At 48.4% G+C, this 15,718-nt stretch carries 15 protein-coding genes and 1 tRNA gene; 5 read left to right on the top strand and 11 right to left on the bottom strand.

Annotated elements, in window-relative coordinates:
- Positions 1-189: 189 nt before the first annotated feature.
- On the bottom strand, positions 190-657 hold the full coding sequence (locus tag ACJAZW_RS01360) for an Hsp20 family protein (protein ID WP_415155055.1): 468 nt from the start codon (positions 655-657) through the stop codon (positions 190-192).
- A 416-nt stretch (positions 658-1,073) separates the two neighbouring features.
- Here ACJAZW_RS01360 and ACJAZW_RS01355 point away from each other — a divergent pair, with 416 nt between their 5' ends.
- Positions 1,074-2,069, top strand: coding sequence for an alpha/beta fold hydrolase (locus ACJAZW_RS01355; protein ID WP_415155054.1), 996 nt, complete (start codon positions 1,074-1,076; stop codon positions 2,067-2,069).
- An 11-nt stretch (positions 2,070-2,080) separates the two neighbouring features.
- Here ACJAZW_RS01355 and hisN read toward each other — a convergent pair whose 3' ends face one another.
- Together hisN and ACJAZW_RS01345 are read right to left on the bottom strand one after the other, a co-directional pair.
- Positions 2,081-2,908 carry a histidinol-phosphatase gene (gene hisN, locus ACJAZW_RS01350; RefSeq protein ID WP_415155053.1) on the bottom strand — a complete coding sequence of 276 codons (828 nt, stop codon included), beginning with the start codon at positions 2,906-2,908 and terminating at the stop codon, positions 2,081-2,083.
- A gap of 289 nt (positions 2,909-3,197) precedes the next feature.
- Positions 3,198-4,082: an N-formylglutamate amidohydrolase gene (locus tag ACJAZW_RS01345; RefSeq protein ID WP_415155052.1), complete on the bottom strand. Its 885-nt coding sequence runs from the start codon at positions 4,080-4,082 to the stop codon at positions 3,198-3,200.
- 179 nt (positions 4,083-4,261) lie between these two features.
- Here ACJAZW_RS01345 and cpdR point away from each other — a divergent pair, with 179 nt between their 5' ends.
- A complete protein-coding gene (gene cpdR, locus ACJAZW_RS01340; RefSeq protein WP_415155051.1) occupies positions 4,262-4,621 on the top strand; it encodes a cell cycle two-component system response regulator CpdR in 360 nt (119 codons plus the stop codon).
- 14 nt (positions 4,622-4,635) lie between these two features.
- Here the strand turns inward: cpdR and ACJAZW_RS01335 are convergent, their stop codons facing one another.
- The gene (locus ACJAZW_RS01335) at positions 4,636-5,574 is read right to left on the bottom strand and encodes an alpha/beta fold hydrolase (protein WP_415155050.1); all 939 of its coding nucleotides are present in this window, start codon (positions 5,572-5,574) and stop codon (positions 4,636-4,638) included.
- Positions 5,571-6,437 carry a fatty acid desaturase family protein gene (locus tag ACJAZW_RS01330; RefSeq protein WP_415155049.1) on the bottom strand — a complete coding sequence of 289 codons (867 nt, stop codon included), beginning with the start codon at positions 6,435-6,437 and terminating at the stop codon, positions 5,571-5,573. The genes ACJAZW_RS01335 and ACJAZW_RS01330 overlap by 4 nt, the downstream gene beginning before the upstream one ends.
- Positions 6,438-6,604: 167 nt before the next feature.
- Here ACJAZW_RS01330 and ACJAZW_RS01325 point away from each other — a divergent pair.
- Positions 6,605-6,679, top strand: a tRNA-Val gene (locus tag ACJAZW_RS01325).
- A 129-nt stretch (positions 6,680-6,808) separates the two neighbouring features.
- Here ACJAZW_RS01325 and ACJAZW_RS01320 read toward each other — a convergent pair.
- From ACJAZW_RS01320 to ACJAZW_RS01305, 4 genes are read right to left on the bottom strand one after another with little or no spacing between them, the layout of a single operon-like run.
- Positions 6,809-7,573, bottom strand: coding sequence for a hypothetical protein (locus ACJAZW_RS01320; RefSeq protein WP_415155048.1), 765 nt, complete (start codon positions 7,571-7,573; stop codon positions 6,809-6,811).
- Between the two features lie 3 nt (positions 7,574-7,576).
- On the bottom strand, positions 7,577-8,302 hold the full coding sequence (locus tag ACJAZW_RS01315; RefSeq protein WP_415155047.1) for a hypothetical protein: 726 nt from the start codon (positions 8,300-8,302) through the stop codon (positions 7,577-7,579).
- The gene (locus ACJAZW_RS01310) at positions 8,299-9,162 is read right to left on the bottom strand and encodes an ATP-binding cassette domain-containing protein (RefSeq protein ID WP_415155046.1); all 864 of its coding nucleotides are present in this window, start codon (positions 9,160-9,162) and stop codon (positions 8,299-8,301) included. Before ACJAZW_RS01310 ends, ACJAZW_RS01315 begins: the two co-directional genes overlap by 4 nt.
- A 7-nt stretch (positions 9,163-9,169) precedes the next feature.
- Positions 9,170-9,853 (bottom strand): TetR/AcrR family transcriptional regulator, encoded by a 684-nt coding sequence (locus ACJAZW_RS01305; RefSeq protein ID WP_415155045.1) that lies wholly within the window; start codon positions 9,851-9,853, stop codon positions 9,170-9,172.
- 600 nt (positions 9,854-10,453) lie between these two features.
- Between ACJAZW_RS01305 and ACJAZW_RS01300 the strand changes: the two genes are divergently transcribed.
- Complete coding sequence (locus ACJAZW_RS01300; protein WP_415155044.1) at positions 10,454-10,843, top strand: hypothetical protein; 390 nt, start codon at positions 10,454-10,456, stop codon at positions 10,841-10,843.
- On the opposite strand, the gene ACJAZW_RS01295 is transcribed toward ACJAZW_RS01300, so the two are convergent.
- Both ACJAZW_RS01295 and ACJAZW_RS01290 read right to left on the bottom strand, forming a co-directional pair.
- On the bottom strand, positions 10,840-11,253 hold the full coding sequence (locus tag ACJAZW_RS01295; protein ID WP_415155043.1) for a MerR family transcriptional regulator: 414 nt from the start codon (positions 11,251-11,253) through the stop codon (positions 10,840-10,842). The two genes, ACJAZW_RS01300 and ACJAZW_RS01295, sit on opposite strands and share 4 nt — an antisense overlap.
- Positions 11,253-12,971, bottom strand: a complete 1,719-nt coding sequence (locus tag ACJAZW_RS01290) for a long-chain-fatty-acid--CoA ligase (RefSeq protein WP_415155042.1) — start codon at positions 12,969-12,971, stop codon at positions 11,253-11,255. Before ACJAZW_RS01290 ends, ACJAZW_RS01295 begins: the two co-directional genes overlap by 1 nt.
- A gap of 267 nt (positions 12,972-13,238) precedes the next feature.
- Between ACJAZW_RS01290 and ACJAZW_RS01285 the strand changes: the two genes are divergently transcribed.
- Positions 13,239-15,713, top strand: coding sequence for an acyl-CoA dehydrogenase (locus ACJAZW_RS01285; protein ID WP_415155041.1), 2,475 nt, complete (start codon positions 13,239-13,241; stop codon positions 15,711-15,713).
- Positions 15,714-15,718: the final 5 nt, after the last annotated feature.

The following is a 15,718-nucleotide window of genomic DNA, read 5'->3' as shown; positions in this document are numbered from 1 at the left end:
CTGTCCTATTTTAAAGAGGAGATTGCCAGAAAATTCGAGCTAGGGCAAGATGGCGGGGTAAGTTTTTTTGTCGCAGCGCGTCAGAATAGGTTCAATGTAAATGATGAAACGAGCGCAGTAAATTTGAACTAACTGCGCCCGTTATTGTATAGTTCTAGGTACTATTGAACTAAACTGCTTAGTTGCAATTTAGTTCTTTACATCGCTGTCTATAGTCTTTGTTTCATTTGCGTCAGTTGATCCAATCGCAATCTTGCGTGGGCGTTTGCTTTCAGGCAGTTCGCGCACAAGATCAATGTGGAGCAGGCCATTTTTTAGATCAGCGCTTAACACTTCCACATGGTCGGCCAATTGGAACCGTCGTTCAAATGAACGTTCTGCAATGCCACGATGCAAGAATTCGCGTTTTTGTTCGGTTTGTGAGGTTGATTTTGCGCCTTTGACGCTGATCGCATTTTCCTTGGTTTCAATAACAATATCGTCTGCGCCAAAGCCTGCGACGGCCATCGAAATGCGATAGGTGTCGTCGCCTGTACGTTCGATATTGTAAGAGGGAAATGAATTGGCTTCTTGTGGCGCGTGATCATCTAAAAGGGAAAATAGACGATCAAAGCCAACTGAGGAGCGATAGAAAGGGGAAAGATCTAAGTTGTGCATAACATATTCTCCTGTGAGCAACATGCATTGGTTTCAACGGTTGAACGGTCCCGCATATTTGCGGCAACAGTTCAAGTTGGCCCCTTAAGTGGCGACCAACACCGAATATGTTGTACTCAATTTTCAGAATTCAAGAGCTGAAAGATGCAAAAATATCCAGATGAACCGAATGTGAATGCCAACTTCGGAATTGGTTCAGTTGTGGTTTGATATTGATTTGATTGTGGCGCACAAAAAGTCTGATCACTTCGAAACGTGCCACGTTAAATCAACCAAACGGGATGTCATCATCCGCCCCCCGCATGGCATCCCACCAAAAGAACCAGCAATTCATTTTTGGATTGCTGGTTTTTTTATGCGTTGTGGCTTACTAGATATAATGAAAACTTGCTTTCAATTTCATGTTGTGGGGCACTATGTCTTTAGTTGCAAAATCGTCGTCAATTGCCCAGGTGCAAGGGCCGCAGCTTGCCAACATTCCGGCAAATCCCGTTCCTGAAGGCACGCGTGCGGGTTATTTTGTGACCCAAGACAAAGTGCGGTTGCGCTATGCAATTTTTCCAGCACTGGGGCAAAAGAAAAAGGGCACGATTTGTCTGGTGCAGGGTCGCACTGAATATATTGAGAAATATTTCGAAACCATCGTCGATTTTCAGAGCCGTGGATTTCAAGTGGCGACGTTTGATTGGCGCGGGCAGGGTGGCTCAGATCGCCTCATCTCAAACCCAAAACTGGGATTTGTGGAAGACTTTGATGATTACGTCACCGACTTGGTTGATTTTCATGCGGAAATTCTTCTGCCAGATTGCCCGCCGCCCTATTTCTTGGTGGGGCATTCTATGGGTGGGCTGGTTTCGCTATTGGTCTCAACGCGGGATCGGTTGATGTTTGATCGTGTGTTTTTGAGTTCGCCAATGGTTTCCGTCGACACCGGCATGAGCCTTCCAACGGCGGCAACGATTTTGGGCGTTGGCAAATATCTGGGTTTAGGCAGTTTGCCGATCAAACCTTGGGAATTTCCACACCCAAGTCAGAGTACGTTTCCTGGCAACGAGATTACCTCGGATCACGGGCGTTATATGCGCATGGTCAAAACCTTGGATCATCGTCCGGATTTGGAAATCGGAGCGCCCACAATTGGCTGGGGCGCAGCATCATTCAGGGCCATGATGCGGGCAAATACCAGCGAATTCCCCTCCCAGGTCCGATTGCCCGTGCTCATGCTGGCGGCAGCTTCGGACAGTGTTGTGTCCACATCTGCCATTGAACAGTTAGGGATCAGCATGCGGATCGGCCGCCATGCTGTTTTGCCAAACGCTCGGCATGAAATATTCATGGAAACCGATGCTATCCGCGCGCAAGCATTTGCGGCCTTTGATGCGTTCATCACAGAGCAAACCAAAGGCTTTTAGTCTGTTCGTGTTTAGTCAGTTGCGGCAGGGGATAATATCGTTAGCGCTGCGCTATGTATCTTCTCATTCGCCGCTGCAATAACTTGCCCGCCTTGTGTGGCTTGTTTGCCCGACCATGTGGTTACAATGCCGCCAGCTTGCTCAATGATTGGGATCATGGCCGCGATGTCGACGCTTTTGAGCCCTTCTTCGACCACCAATTCGCCGTGGCCGGCCGCCACCATTGCATATGCATAACAATCCAAACCATAACGGGCGAGCTTCACATTGTTTTCCAGCGTATCATAAGCTGCCAATGATTTTTCAAGCAGGAATATGCGCGGGGAGGTGGTGAAAATTGTGGATTGACTTAAATCCTTGATCGCACTTGTTTGCAGTGCCGTTTCGTTGTTATTTCGCGTTAAGAACGCTTTGTTCGGCAACCCGATGAAGTTTTCGCCAATATGGGGCTGGCTCATAAGCCCAGCGATTGATCTTCCGTTGTAGGTGAGTGCAATTAAAGTGCCCCAAACAGGCAGGCCGCTGATGAAGGCACGGGTGCCATCAATCGGATCAATGATCCATCGGAACGGACTGTTCATTTCCTTGTTGTCCCATTCTTCGCCAGATATGCTATGGTCGGGGAAATGGTCTGTGATAACGGCGCGGATCGCGAGTTCAGCTTCCCTGTCTGCTACGGTGACAGGGTCGAACCCGCTTTGAAGTTTGTTCTCAACATTGATAGTTCTACGAAAGTATTTAAGCGTAGTTTCTTGCGCTTTGTCTGCCGCCTCCAGCAAAATTCTGTGTATTAAATCGAAATCCAAGTCGGGGACTGAATTTATTGGCTGATTTGTCATTTTGGTCTATCAACTTGCTGGTTTTGTTGTCGTTTGTCGCAGATTCAGGAAGTATTTACAGAATACATGTATGCTTGAGATAGAGTCATTTTAGCAACAGCTTATCGATTTGCTTGTTTTGTTGGAGCTTGGTGACTTGCATTTGGGGGCAAATCAGTTCACCCCAGTATATGCATGATGCATTGGCAGCTCAGCCAAAAATGCTTTGAGCTGCTGACGTTTCCTCCCTTGACTAGGGCCGCTTCGGGCGGCCCCCTTTTTGGAAAACTCCAGATTTTTAGGATATGGCTTATTCGGCGGCGCGCGGAAGGTCAATGAATTCGCGTAAGTCAAGTCTTAGCAAAAGCGAAATGAGTTGGTGTGAGAGCTGTTGCATGCGCGCAAAACTGGTACTCTTCTCCAATGTCACTTCATTCATATACAGGTGACGTCCGATTTCAATTTGCAAAGCATGCACATTGTTTTCCGGTTTTCCGTAAGTCTTGGTGGTAAAACCGCCAGCATAGGGTCGGTTGCGCGCGACTTTCAGTCCGGCCGTTGTAAAGAATGTGTCTGTTAGATCTGCAATCATGGGATGGCAGGTTGAACCGAACCGATCACCGAGCACAATGTCTGGTGCGCTGGCATGGCCGCGTTTATCCAGGTTGGGCATTGAGTGGCAGTCGATCAAAATAGCGATGCCGAAAGTGGCAAGTGTTTCGCTTAACAGGTTTTGCAGCGCAGTGTGATAGGGTTTGTAAATCCCCTCGATCCGCATTTGAGCATCCGCCAATGACAATTTTGTGCGGTAGATCATTTTTTTCTCGGCAACGATTTTGGCGATGGTGCCAAGGCCTGCAGCGACGCGTGGCGAGGCTGTGTTGAATGTGTCTGGTAGCGGGTCATCAAACATGACCGGGTCCAACTCATATGGTTCGCGGTTCACGTCCAAATAGGCGCGCGGAAAATGAGCGCGCAACAATGGTGCGCCAAAATAGGGCGCACGGCCGAACAATTCGTCAACAAAAGCATCTTCTGACTGGCGAATGCTTAACTGGTCAAGCCGCGTTTGATCGACAAATCTCTTGGGATAATCCCGCCCAGAATGTGGTGAATTGAATACAAAAGGGGCCCGCTGAATGCGTGGCCGAATGGTCTCAAAGGCTGGGCGATCAAAATAGTCTGATTTCAACATGTTCTCCGCGAATTACGGTGTCGTTCTCCAGTTTATAGTTTGCAAAAAAAACGTAGTGAAGTCCAGCCGAACAACATGAATTGATGTTTGAAAATAAATAGTGACGATGTTGACTTGAGTTTGTGGGCGCACACAGGCAAAATCCGAATCAACAGATCGCTTTTGGAGAGGCTTTTTCGATGCGTCGAATTCTATTGGCTGAAGATGATAACGATATGCGCAAGTTTTTGACGCGCGCATTGGGCAATGCTGGCTATGATGTGGTGGCATTTGACAATGGTCGTTCCGCTTATGAGCGCTTGCGCGAAGAGCCGTTCACCTTGTTGCTTTCTGACATTGTGATGCCAGAGATGGATGGGATTGAACTGGCGCGTCGTGCCACAGAACTGGACCCGGATTTGAAGGTGATGTTCATCACGGGATTTGCGGCTGTTGCTTTGAACCCAGATAGCGATGCGCCGAAAAATGCTTCGGTTTTGTCCAAACCATTCCATTTGAAGGATTTGGTGGACGAAGTTGAGCGTTTGCTGGCTGCCTAAAGCTGAGGCAAGTGTTACGGTTTGAAATAGGCCTCTATCTCTTTGTGGATAGGGGCCATTTCTTTGTCGCCCGGCATATGGGCACTTTCTTCCAGAACAAACTCATGCCCGATATTTAGAATGTGCTCAGCGTGCGCACGTGTCGGGGCATATGGAAACAGGATGTCGTTTCGTGCAAATACAATCAGCACGGGTTCCATGTCCTGAGGCATGTCTTTTTTAAAGAACGGTCCGGCAGGACGGTGACGCCAAAATGCTGTTTGACGGATAATGATGTCAAGATAGTCAAGATTGTCTGGTGTCAGGTGACGCGATAATGGCCGCGCGATCACTGGCAAGAGCGATTTGTTTGGAAAGTAGCGATAAGCCAACCAGCTAAATAGAAGTTTTGCGTAGATTTTGAGGTAGGGCAGTTTAGGCGTGACGCCAGCCGAGACAATCAGTGCGTGTCTATTTACCCGTTCGGGCGCGAGTTTTAGCATTTCGAGCCCGATTGACCCGCCAAAACTAGCCGCGGCAATATTGGTTTTTTGGATGCTCATTTGGTCCATCAGTTCGATGATCCATTTTCCGTATGCATTGTTGTTTATAGAAAATGGTACGTCGGCTGACCGGCCAGGCTGGCCAATCAGGTCGGGCGCGATGAGCCAGTGATCTTTGGCCAAATAGGCGAAAAAATCGAGCATCATGGGACCGGCTATCGACATGCCGGGCAAGATCAGCATTGGCTTGCCTTGGCGGTTCCCCATGCAACTGACATGGGTTGTGCCAAATGAAGTTGGATAAGTGCTCGTTTCTACATCGCCGGTCAGAAGGTCAAGCGTTTTTTGATAATATGCTTGGAACTCCGCGCGGGCGGCCGATGAACGGTAGACGGAGCTTTTGGGTAGCGGCTGCGCTAGGTCGCGCCAATTTGTGGCGACGTTGGTATGGGCCAGGGGTTGGTCCATCATTTTGGGGTTGTCCTTAGTTTGCTGCCAATCGTGCGTATTTGTACGCCTTCTTCGATTAATTGCTGTCGCGTTTTCGAAAACAGGTTCTCATGTGTGTAGCATGGTAGTTTTGGGTATTCATGATGCAGAAAATGATGGTTGTTGAGCCAAAAAAAAGGGCTGACAACCCACTCCCACAATCGCTCACCTCGAATGATGAGGGTCGTCTTTTTGCGGTCAGAAGTTTGTTCGATTGTATGTAGCAGGCGGTGCGATACAGCGATTGCTGAAGATGCAATTGACGCTGGTGCTAGCCACAAGAAAAAAGTAGGCGCAGGGAACAAGAACAACAAAGCGACCAACACTATAATGAGGGCGGTTACCCGCACATAACTCCATATTGCAAATGACTTTGAAACGGCATTTTTTTGATCGGCGATAATGAACATGCGCAAATAGTGCAGGGGTACAAAAAGCCCAAGGATAAGTCCGCCTGGAATGGAGACATTTTGCAGCCAATAGTCAGGATCGTGCTCGGGATCATTGGTGTTGGCATGATGCCGCAAATGAAGAAACTTAAACGTTGGAAAGTCATAAATCAGCAACCAGCTGTGCAAAGTTCCCAACATTTGATCTAGCCAAGCATTGGTGCGATTGGAAATTGTCTTGTGCGTTGCTTCATGGGCGACTGCAAAGCTCATATGAATGGCGAAAAATGACAATATGCTGGCAAACCACAGTGGCAACATACCGATCAAGAAGCCGATTATTGCGACAACAAACAGGCTTAATAAAATAACCGATGCCGTAAGCGTAGGTAACGCGAGCTTGTTGCGCTGCTGTTGCATCATCGACCTGGCAATTTGCGTTGGGCTTTGCGGCATTGTTGGTCCTGTTGCACAATTTCTTGCTGACAAGTATGCAAAGCAGGGTCGTCGATGTCTAGGGCGCTTATTGATCCATGCACGGAATGCTATTTTTTGCGCAAAAACCTATTGACCCGCATGTTGATTTTATGGTCTACCAGCCGAGCAATATTGATTGCACGGATGGGCGTATAGCTCAGCGGGAGAGCACTACATTGACATTGTAGGGGTCACTGGTTCAATCCCAGTTACGCCCACCATCCTTTCAGCAATATCAAGGGTTTATCACCATAGGCGATGGCTTGCCGTCGCGCGGTGCATTCGCAATCCAATTTGGTTGCCGGTCGCTCTTTTCTAAATGGGTTCATCGACGGCCTCATTTTTTGAATTCAGCCGGACGCAAGTTGGCGTTGGAACCTTTGCACCAAAGCCCAAATGACGATTAGTTGGCCCGCGACGCCAATGAGTTCAACCCAGAGCCAATTCGGGTCGCCTGCTAGTGCCATCCAGTATGCTTTGCTGATCAAAAATGGCGGAAATAGACCAAATAGCCATTGGTAAGGTTCGGCGACGAACCAACCGATCAATATGACCCAGCCGGCAATGCCGACGAATTTCGCAATGGCGAAGCCTTGCAATTTGTTTTCAGCAAAATTTGCGTAAACCAGCGTGGCAATAGGACCGGAAAGTGATGCGCCTATCGCCAATGCTATCGCTGTGGGCGGTGAAGGCAAGGCAATGCCAGCAAAATACAATTGCGCCAGCACAATAATTGCAGCGAATAGGGCGGGGATATACATGCGTACGCCCAAATATTGGGTCGTTGGCACTGGGGTGACCAGCAATGCTGTGAGGGTGCCATCTTCCTTTTCATCCAAAATCAGAAAGCCATAAATGGCACCCGACAAGAGCGCGCCTTGAAAAATGACGAGGAACCCAACGATCAGTGGGTAAAAATGACTCAATGGTTCTGGGTGAAAACTGCCGGGCATCAATGCCAGTGCGGCAAGATTGGTATTTAGTGCTGGAACAGCAAAACGCAAAAACACAGCGATTACGACAACAAAACCAAACATGAGTTGCAAAAACTTATCGCGACCAATAATGCGAAAATCGTTGGTGCTGATTTTCCTCGCTAAGGTTAGAGTTTTCATTTGCTAGCCCATCCTTTGGACGATGTGTTTTTGAAAGGCGGCTAGAGCCCAAAATGATAGGGCCAAGATTGTGAGCGCTGAATATCCAAGGGCATAAAACTGTTCCCAGATCTGCAATGGACGAAATGCGCCTTCCATAATCATTGTGGGTGCTCCAGTTGGCACGAGAAGCAGAACTGGATGTTTGAACAGTCCCCAGAAATACAAGAAGGGGAGCTGCATGATGATTGAAATACCGGACATCGGGATCAAAAAGTCAGTGATTTTATTGTACCGCGCCACAAGTGCGATGCCAACAAGGGTAAACATGGTGCCAATAGAAAGAATGCCAGCCAGCAGCCAAATTGGATTGGGCCAATTTGCATTGGCGCCAAGTGCGTGAATGCCAATCGCCCCGTAAATAGAGATCAAAGATTCAACCGTTGCGAGCAACACCAAGGATATCAGTTTGGCGGCTAAGTACCCGCTAGAGGCTAGTGGCGAGACGATCGTTGCGGCGATCGTCCCCTCATCTTTTTCAAAGATCATCATGCCCGCCACGTAAAGCATGGTGGTGCCACCAATAATCAAGAGTATGGCTGCTGGTATGACATTGCCAAATTGTGTGGGTGTTGTGAGCAAGGCAATTGCGACCGCTATTATCGCCGATATCACAAATCCAACATGATAGAGCCCGTTGCGAAATTGCACACGTATGTCGGTTTTGATGGCTTGGGTCAGGCGCTTCATTGGATTAGTTCCCGGCCCGTAACTTGAATGAAGATGTTATCCAGCGTGGTTTCTTGGGTATGTATGCGATCAATTCGAAATGCGTTTGAAATGTCGTGCGAAAACTCCTGATTGGTCTGTAGTCCATCCAGTTCATATTCGGAGCTTGAAATTTCGCCGCTCGCATTTGCCACGTCCACACGAACGCTTCGCTTGCCATATTGCATTTTCAAGGCATCTGGTTTGTCGATAAGCGCAATTTTGCCAGTCGTCACAAAGGCCACTCGATCACATAACTCGTCAGCCAGCGTCATGTTGTGGGTGGTCACAAAAACGGTTGTGCCCTGATCCCTTAACCGCAGAATCAGATCTTTGATCCGCCTACCGTTAACCGGGTCGAGGCCACTGGTTGGCTCGTCGAGAAACAAAATTTTTGGCTGATGGATGAGGCTGCGCGCAACATTGAGCCGAATTTTCATACCTTTTGAAAAGTCAGAGACTTTCTTGTCGGCGTCTGCGTGTAAATCAACCCATTCCAACACGTCGTCTGGCGAAAGCGTTGGCCCCTTGTAGAAACCGGCAAAGTGCTCAAGATTCTCGCGAGCGGTGAGTTTGAGGTAGTGATTGGGTAATTCAAATGATACGCCAATGTGCTCGAACAGCTCATTGCCCCACGCTTTGCGATCTTTCCCTAAAATCGAAATGTCGCCACGGTAGTTTTGTAGTAACCCGATTAGTATTTTTTGCGTTGTTGATTTTCCCGAACCGGAAGGCCCCAAAAAACCAAATATTTCTGTTTCGGCGATGTCAAAATTGATGCCGTGCAAGGTGTCGTTTTGGGCGGTGGGATAGGCGAAACACAAATCTGTAACCGAAATCATTTTGAGCTCATTTTTCATTCATTGAGTTTTTAAAATCGTTGATGCCGCTTGAATATAGCTGACGCAAAATGCGTTTGCCCGCGTTGCTGGAGCCGCCACCGGGCGGCGTTAAAGCTTTTTCCATCATGTCGGCTATGCCTTGGATAACCTTGTCGGTTGATGGGATGTCATTTGCGTTTTTGTAGTCAGCGATAAAGATTAGCCCGTAGCTAAAGATATCCATGATGTGTGCGGTGACGGCGGGATCGAGGTCTTCACGTACCGAACCTGCTTTTTGCATCAAGACGATAAATTCTTCTCGCATGCCGGAGCTTTGTTGTTTCTCAAAAAAATTGTTCGGCTGCTTCAAATAGTTGCCTAAAATGCTCGGGTCTTTACGCATGATAACTGACATAAAGGGGTTGTCGTCTAGGGCATGGAGCATGTTGAGGTACATACGCGAAATGCGGCCGCCGTCAGGGTCGGCTTCTACTGCGTCAAACCAAGATGCGCTGAATTTGAACATGGAATCGATCAGCAACGCTTCAAATACCTCTTCTTTGGATTTGAAGTGCAAATATATCGCGCCTTTTGAAATTCCAGCCTTCGCGGCGATATCGGCCACAGTGGTCTTGTTGTACCCGTAGTGGCCAATAAGGTCGGCGGCGGCGATCAGAATGCGGTGTCGGCGTTCGTCGTCTTTTGTGTTCAAGTCAAACGGTCCTGTTCAAATGCGAATAGTTGAGTTTAAGGCCATGTCCAGAATGCAATGTGTCAATCAAAGTCTGCCGTCGGTCCATGACTTTATGACTGATTATGCTGTTTTGGTCAAATGGTTTTTTAGGTGTTACTTGGCAGGGGGCGGTCAAGTCATGCTCCAGGAATGGCGTGTTGGCACATGTCGATGTGATATTCGACAGTTGCGTCTGGCCGTATGACAGGCAATTGGTTTGTGATCTTTGTTGGGGTACTGCTTTTATGGAGAGAATTTTGGAGTTTTCGCAACTATCAGATCAGTATTCATCCGTAGGCAAGGCGTCACAAATTGCTCATTTACTAAAATTTTAGGAGCTTCTGTTAATTTGAAAATGTAACTTTTAAGTATTTTGTCATGCTCAACAGATGTAGTGCGCTAGTTTTTTCAGCAGACGGTCAATGGTCAGAGGCGTTTTGTTCCAACCTGACTTCAATAGGCTTTATGCGAACATATTGTGTTTGTGATTTTGAGACGCTCGAGAGGTGTATCTCGAAGCACCACATCAATTTTTGCTTTTTTTCCCAATCCAGTCAGCCAGAGCAAATCCGAGCTGCAATGCTGGCCATACGCACTTTTCGCGATGATGAAATTCGCTTTTCCCCCAGCATTTTGATGACGAAGGAAATTTCCAGGCAAGAACTTCAAGAGTATATTGGAATTGGATTTGACGATATCGTGCAGTTTCCGTGCACTTTTGACATGCTTCGAACCAGGGTCAAACGCCAGATAAACAATATTAAAAAATATTATGAAACAGACGATTATTTTGGCCCAGATCGTCGAAACTATTTTGCTTCTCAATCGCCACATCTGGATAAACGCACTGGCATGACACCATATAAGTGCGTGTCCATTCGACGAGACGTTTTTAAGGGTATTGAGGTGGTCAATGTCTTCGATTATAGCCCACAGGCGTTTGCCGACGAAGACTGGAGCGCGATTTAGCCCGTTTGCTTTTTTAGCTGGTCCAAGGCGTATTGCTGCATCGCTTCTAGTTCTTCCACGGCGATCTCTAGGTCGTCTCTTTGCGCGCGCAGCATTGTTAAACGCGTGTTTACGCGCTCCAGCAAATGCTGGGTTTGGGCAGCTTGTGTTTGGTCTGCATCATAAAGTTCAAGATAGTCGGAGATTTCATTCAAGGAGAATCCAAGCCGCTTGCCGCGCAAGATGAGCAGCAGACGGGTTCGATCCCGTCTGCGAAACACACGTGTGGTGCCAACCCGATCCGGGGTGATGAGCCCCTTGGCTTCGTAAAAACGAATGGTGCGCGTCGATATGTTGAACTCATCTGCGAGTTCCGCAATCGAAAACAAATCTTGTCTGGTTGCGGCAGGCTTTGCCAATATTCTATCCATTAGGACGCCTTCGTTGCCGATATTTCTACATATTCATCGCGCAACTCATTTTTGGAGAGTTTGCCGATGAGTGTTTTGGGCAGTTCATCCTTAAAGATGATCTCTCGCGGCATTTCGATCTTTGATATAAAGGTTTTGATGAAATCCTTTAGATCTTCTTCAGTCGCTGAACTACCTTCTTTGAGTTTGACAAATGCAATTGGTGCTTCGCCGCGGTAGTCGTCGGGTACGCCAATGACGTTGCACTCGTCGACTGCATCATGCTTGTACAAAGCGTCTTCGATTGCGCGTGGGTAGACGTTGTATCCAGAACATTTGATGGTGTCTTTAATTCGGTCGACGATGAAAATATACCCATCTTCATCAATATATCCCATGTCGCCGGTGCGGAAATAGCCGTTAACGAAAGTTTTGGCGTTTTCTTCGGGATTGTCTAGGTAACCTGGCATGACTTGTGGGCCCTTTGCGACCAGTTCACCACGTTCCCCCGGCGCTACAAAGCGGGTGGGGTCTTCAACACTGACAAATTGAATATCGGTGCCTGGCATGGGTTGGCCAATTGAATTGTCTTTGCCCTCGCCATGGAGCGGAGAGCAGGCCAAAACAGGGGCCGTTTCGGTAAGGCCGTAGCCCTCTGCAACCCGACCGCCGGTGGCCTTGGCAAAGGCTATTTTGGTTTCGTTTGGCAAAGCGGCCCCGCCTGAAATGGCTATTTTGATGCTTGAAACATCATATTTGTCGAGTTCGGGAGCTGTGGCGAGGGCGTGTGACAAAGTTGGAACGGCGGGGAAAATACTCGGCTTCGTGCGGGCAATAAGCTTCAATAGCGGAATTTTTTCGTAACGCGGCAGCATCACAACTTTTACCCCGTTGACCAGCGGAACGTTCATACAAACAGTCATAGCAAATATGTGAAAGAAGGGCAGGACGGCGATCAGGCTCGCTGGCGGGCGGAAAAGATCAAGACCCCACAAATCAATTTGGCTCAAATTTGCCGCAATGTTTTTATGGGTGAGAACGGCAGCTTTTGGCAAGCCAGTGGTGCCGCCTGTAAATTGCAATACAGCCATATCATCGCCGTTAATTTCAATATTGTCGGCGACATGGCCTGAATTTTCCAGATCATCCCAATGAACGACCTTGGATGCTTGCGATGAGCCGGCAATGTTAGCCAGATCTTTTTTCTTGAGGAGCTTGTAGAGAATTTTCTTCAGCGTTGGCAGCGCGTTCGGGAAATGCGCCACGACGATTTTCTCGCACAGCCCATCTTTGGCCAACGCTTCAGCTTTATCAAAAGTGAGCGCCAAATCTAGCGTGATGATGACCTTGGCGTTGGAGCTTTTAAGATTGTGAGTTAGCTCGGGTACCGTATAAAGCGGATTGCAGTTTACAATTGCGGCTCCAATTTTTAGGACGGCATAGTACGCGATTGGAAAATAATGTGAGTTTGGCATGAGCAGCGCCACGCGGTCGCCTTTTTTTATGCCCAGTTGCTTTTGCAAGGCACCAGCCATCTGATTGATGGCGTCACCCATTTCAGCGAAAGTGGTTTCTTTCCCCAAGAAGTCTAGGGCAACACTATCTGCATATTTGGTTACGGCACGGTCGATTTGCTCGGTCACAGGCGTTGTGTCGACCGGGGCATAATAGTCAATCCCGTCAGGGTAATTGTTCAGCCATGGTTGATAAAGTTTGTGGGTTGTTGCCTTAGTCGCCATTTCTCATTCCCTCCCGTGAGTAAGAACCACAACTATTGCACGTAGTGACGTTAACGTCAATTGAGCGACGTATATCCGGTTCGCTATATATTTTTGACGCGACGTTTTTACTAAATCCTTTCAAATGCTAACCAATTCATGATGTTGCCTATATGGTCAGTCTGTTGACGTTAGCGTATATCTATGGCATGTTTGCTGAAAGCTCGGCCAGTGTTCTGGTTTCGAGCGTATCGTTTATTGCGATGATACTATTGGCGGGAGGAATTGATGGCGCTTTTTCTAATTTTGGCTGGATTGGGTGTTTTGTTCGTTTTGGCGTTGCTGGAAGCGCGGCTGATCCTTTGGGGACTTGTTGCTCTTGGCTTTGCTGCGATTTGGCAAGTTTTAATTGGTGGCGCATTCGAACCTATCGGGCTTGGTGGTCTAGCCTATCTACCCGGCATATTGTTGATTGCGTTTTCTGTTCCCCTTGTGCGTCGTCTTGTCATTACAGCGCCGATTTATGGTGCGGTGAAAAAAATTCTGCCAAAAGTATCTAGCACCGAGCAAGAAGCTTTGGACGCTGGCACGGTTGGCTGGGATGCTGAATTGTTTTCTGGCAAGCCCAAATGGAACAAACTGCTCGATGTGCGCAAGCCGACCCTTACGGCCGAAGAACGCGCTTTTATGGATGGGCCGGTTGAAGAAGCCTGTGCCATGATTGATGATTGGGACACGCGGCACAATCGAGCCGATATGCCGGAAGAGGTTTGGACTTTTCTCAAAGAGAACAAATTTCTTGGCATGCTGATTTCAAAAGAGCATGGCGGACTTGGTTTTTCTGCCCAAGCGCAGTCAATGATTGTGTCAAAGGTTGCCTGTCGCTCAATCGCGGCGGGTATTTCTGTGATGGTGCCAAACTCTTTGGGCCCGGGCGAACTGCTCGAAAAATATGGAACTCCCGCGCAAAAGGACAAGTATCTTGAGCGTCTTGCCAATGGCCTCGAAGTGCCGTGCTTTGCATTGACCGGGCCGCATGCTGGGTCGGACGCGGCGGGTATGCGAGATTCTGGTGTGGTTTGTTATGGCAAGCACGAAGGCAAAAAGGTTTTGGGCGTCAAGCTGAATTGGGACAAGCGCTACATTACGCTGGGTCCTGTTGCGACGCTGCTTGGTTTGGCCTTTAACCTGTACGATCCCGAGAATCTTTTGGGCAAAGGCACAGATATTGGCATCACGCTTGGCTTGATCCCAACAAACCATAAGGGCGTCAATATTGGGCGTCGCCATTTCCCATCTCGTTCGGCCTTTATGAATGGCCCGAACAGTGGCAAAGATGTTTTCATTCCGCTTGATTGGATCATCGGGGGAACAGACTATTGTGGCCAAGGTTGGCGGATGTTGATGGAATGCTTGTCAACAGGGCGCGCGATTTCGCTGCCAGCAATTGGTACGGTTTCGATCAAACAGGCCTTGCGCGTTACCAGTGCCTATGCCCGTATTCGCCGTCAATTTTCAATTCCGGTTGGTATGATGGAGGGGGTGGCAGAGCCCTTCGCTCGGATCGTTAAAGACGCCTACATGTATGAAGGCTCACGTGCGGCAACTGCTGCAATGGTGGACGAAGGGCAAAAGCCTTCTGTGATTTCTGCTTTGCTAAAATATCGCACCACAGAAGCCATGCGTGATCGTTTGAATGATGCGATGGATATTCACGGTGGGCGCGCTATATGTGACGGCCCCGCGAACTATTTGTTCTCAGCCTATCAAGCCGTACCCGTGGCGATTACTGTTGAAGGCGCGAACATTCTCACCCGTACCCTGATCACCTTTGCGCAGGGCGCGTTGCGAGCGCACCCGTTCCTTTACAGTGAGATATCTGCGGCACAGAATGATAATCAAAAAGAAGGCTTGAAAGCGTTTGATAAAGCATTTGCTGGTCACACCGCTTTCATGTTGCGGAATATTTGTGGGTCCTTGTTTCACAATATCACGCTTGGCGCATTTGCCTCGACGCCAACCCAAGGGCCGCTGAAAAAGCATTACCAACAGTTGCACCGTTATGCGCAAAATTTTGCGTTGGTGGGCGACTGGGTTGTTGTGGTGCTCGGTGGTGATATCAAGCGCAAGCAGATGATATCTGGTCGAATGGCGGATATCCTGTCCGATCTATATTTGTGGTCTACAACCTTGAAGCGCTGGGAAGATGATGGTTCCATTGCTGAGGATTTGCCGGTCGTCGAAGCGATTGTGAAAGACCGGATCGCAGCGATTGAGGCGAGTTTTCAAAAGGTCTTCGCGAATTTCCCAAATCCGGTGATGACTTTCGTGATGCGCCGCCTGGTGTTTCCTTTTGGCGCCTACGCACAGCCTTCAAACGATAGAGCAAATTATCGTCTGGCTAAAAGCATGCTGATGCACTCTGAACAGCGTGATCGTTTCACCCGCGATCTTTATATCAGCTTTGATCCAGAAGACCGGACAGGTGTATTGGAGGATGCCTTGAAAAAGGTTGAAGAAGCCGCAGATGCCGAGAAGAAATTTATCCGCGCCCTCAAGAAAGGTATTATTAGTCGTCGCCTTGATCGCGATGCGATTGATGATGCGGTTGAACAAAAAATCATCAATCACAACGAAGCTGGTTTGCTGCGGGCAGCGGACGAGGCCACGGACAATGTGATCCGGGTCGATGATTTTGCGTCGGATGAACTTGCAAAAGTTGGTCGTTCGGGTGCTAATAGCGGCCATATTGCCGCACAATAGCTCGG

The organism is Maritalea sp. (assembly GCF_047634455.1).
Classification (GTDB): domain Bacteria; phylum Pseudomonadota; class Alphaproteobacteria; order Rhizobiales; family Devosiaceae; genus Maritalea.
The sequence above is the reverse complement of the archived record's forward strand: the minus strand, read 5'-3'. Positions and strand labels throughout refer to the sequence as shown.

Excerpts from the sequence above, each read along its gene's own strand:
- ACJAZW_RS01360 (WP_415155055.1), bottom strand. The coding sequence starts at position 657 with ATGCACAACTTAGATCTTTCCCCTTTCTATCGCTCCTCAGTTGGCTTT.
- ACJAZW_RS01355 (WP_415155054.1), top strand. The coding sequence starts at position 1,074 with ATGTCTTTAGTTGCAAAATCGTCGTCAATTGCCCAGGTGCAAGGGCCG.
- hisN (WP_415155053.1), bottom strand. The coding sequence starts at position 2,908 with ATGACAAATCAGCCAATAAATTCAGTCCCCGACTTGGATTTCGATTTA.
- ACJAZW_RS01345 (WP_415155052.1), bottom strand. The coding sequence starts at position 4,082 with ATGTTGAAATCAGACTATTTTGATCGCCCAGCCTTTGAGACCATTCGG.
- cpdR (WP_415155051.1), top strand. The coding sequence starts at position 4,262 with ATGCGTCGAATTCTATTGGCTGAAGATGATAACGATATGCGCAAGTTT.
- ACJAZW_RS01335 (WP_415155050.1), bottom strand. The coding sequence starts at position 5,574 with ATGATGGACCAACCCCTGGCCCATACCAACGTCGCCACAAATTGGCGC.
- ACJAZW_RS01330 (WP_415155049.1), bottom strand. The coding sequence starts at position 6,437 with ATGCCGCAAAGCCCAACGCAAATTGCCAGGTCGATGATGCAACAGCAG.
- ACJAZW_RS01320 (WP_415155048.1), bottom strand. The coding sequence starts at position 7,573 with ATGAAAACTCTAACCTTAGCGAGGAAAATCAGCACCAACGATTTTCGC.
- ACJAZW_RS01315 (WP_415155047.1), bottom strand. The coding sequence starts at position 8,302 with ATGAAGCGCCTGACCCAAGCCATCAAAACCGACATACGTGTGCAATTT.
- ACJAZW_RS01310 (WP_415155046.1), bottom strand. The coding sequence starts at position 9,162 with ATGATTTCGGTTACAGATTTGTGTTTCGCCTATCCCACCGCCCAAAAC.
- ACJAZW_RS01300 (WP_415155044.1), top strand. The coding sequence starts at position 10,454 with ATGCTGGCCATACGCACTTTTCGCGATGATGAAATTCGCTTTTCCCCC.
- ACJAZW_RS01295 (WP_415155043.1), bottom strand. The coding sequence starts at position 11,253 with ATGGATAGAATATTGGCAAAGCCTGCCGCAACCAGACAAGATTTGTTT.
- ACJAZW_RS01290 (WP_415155042.1), bottom strand. The coding sequence starts at position 12,971 with ATGGCGACTAAGGCAACAACCCACAAACTTTATCAACCATGGCTGAAC.
- ACJAZW_RS01285 (WP_415155041.1), top strand. The coding sequence starts at position 13,239 with ATGGCGCTTTTTCTAATTTTGGCTGGATTGGGTGTTTTGTTCGTTTTG.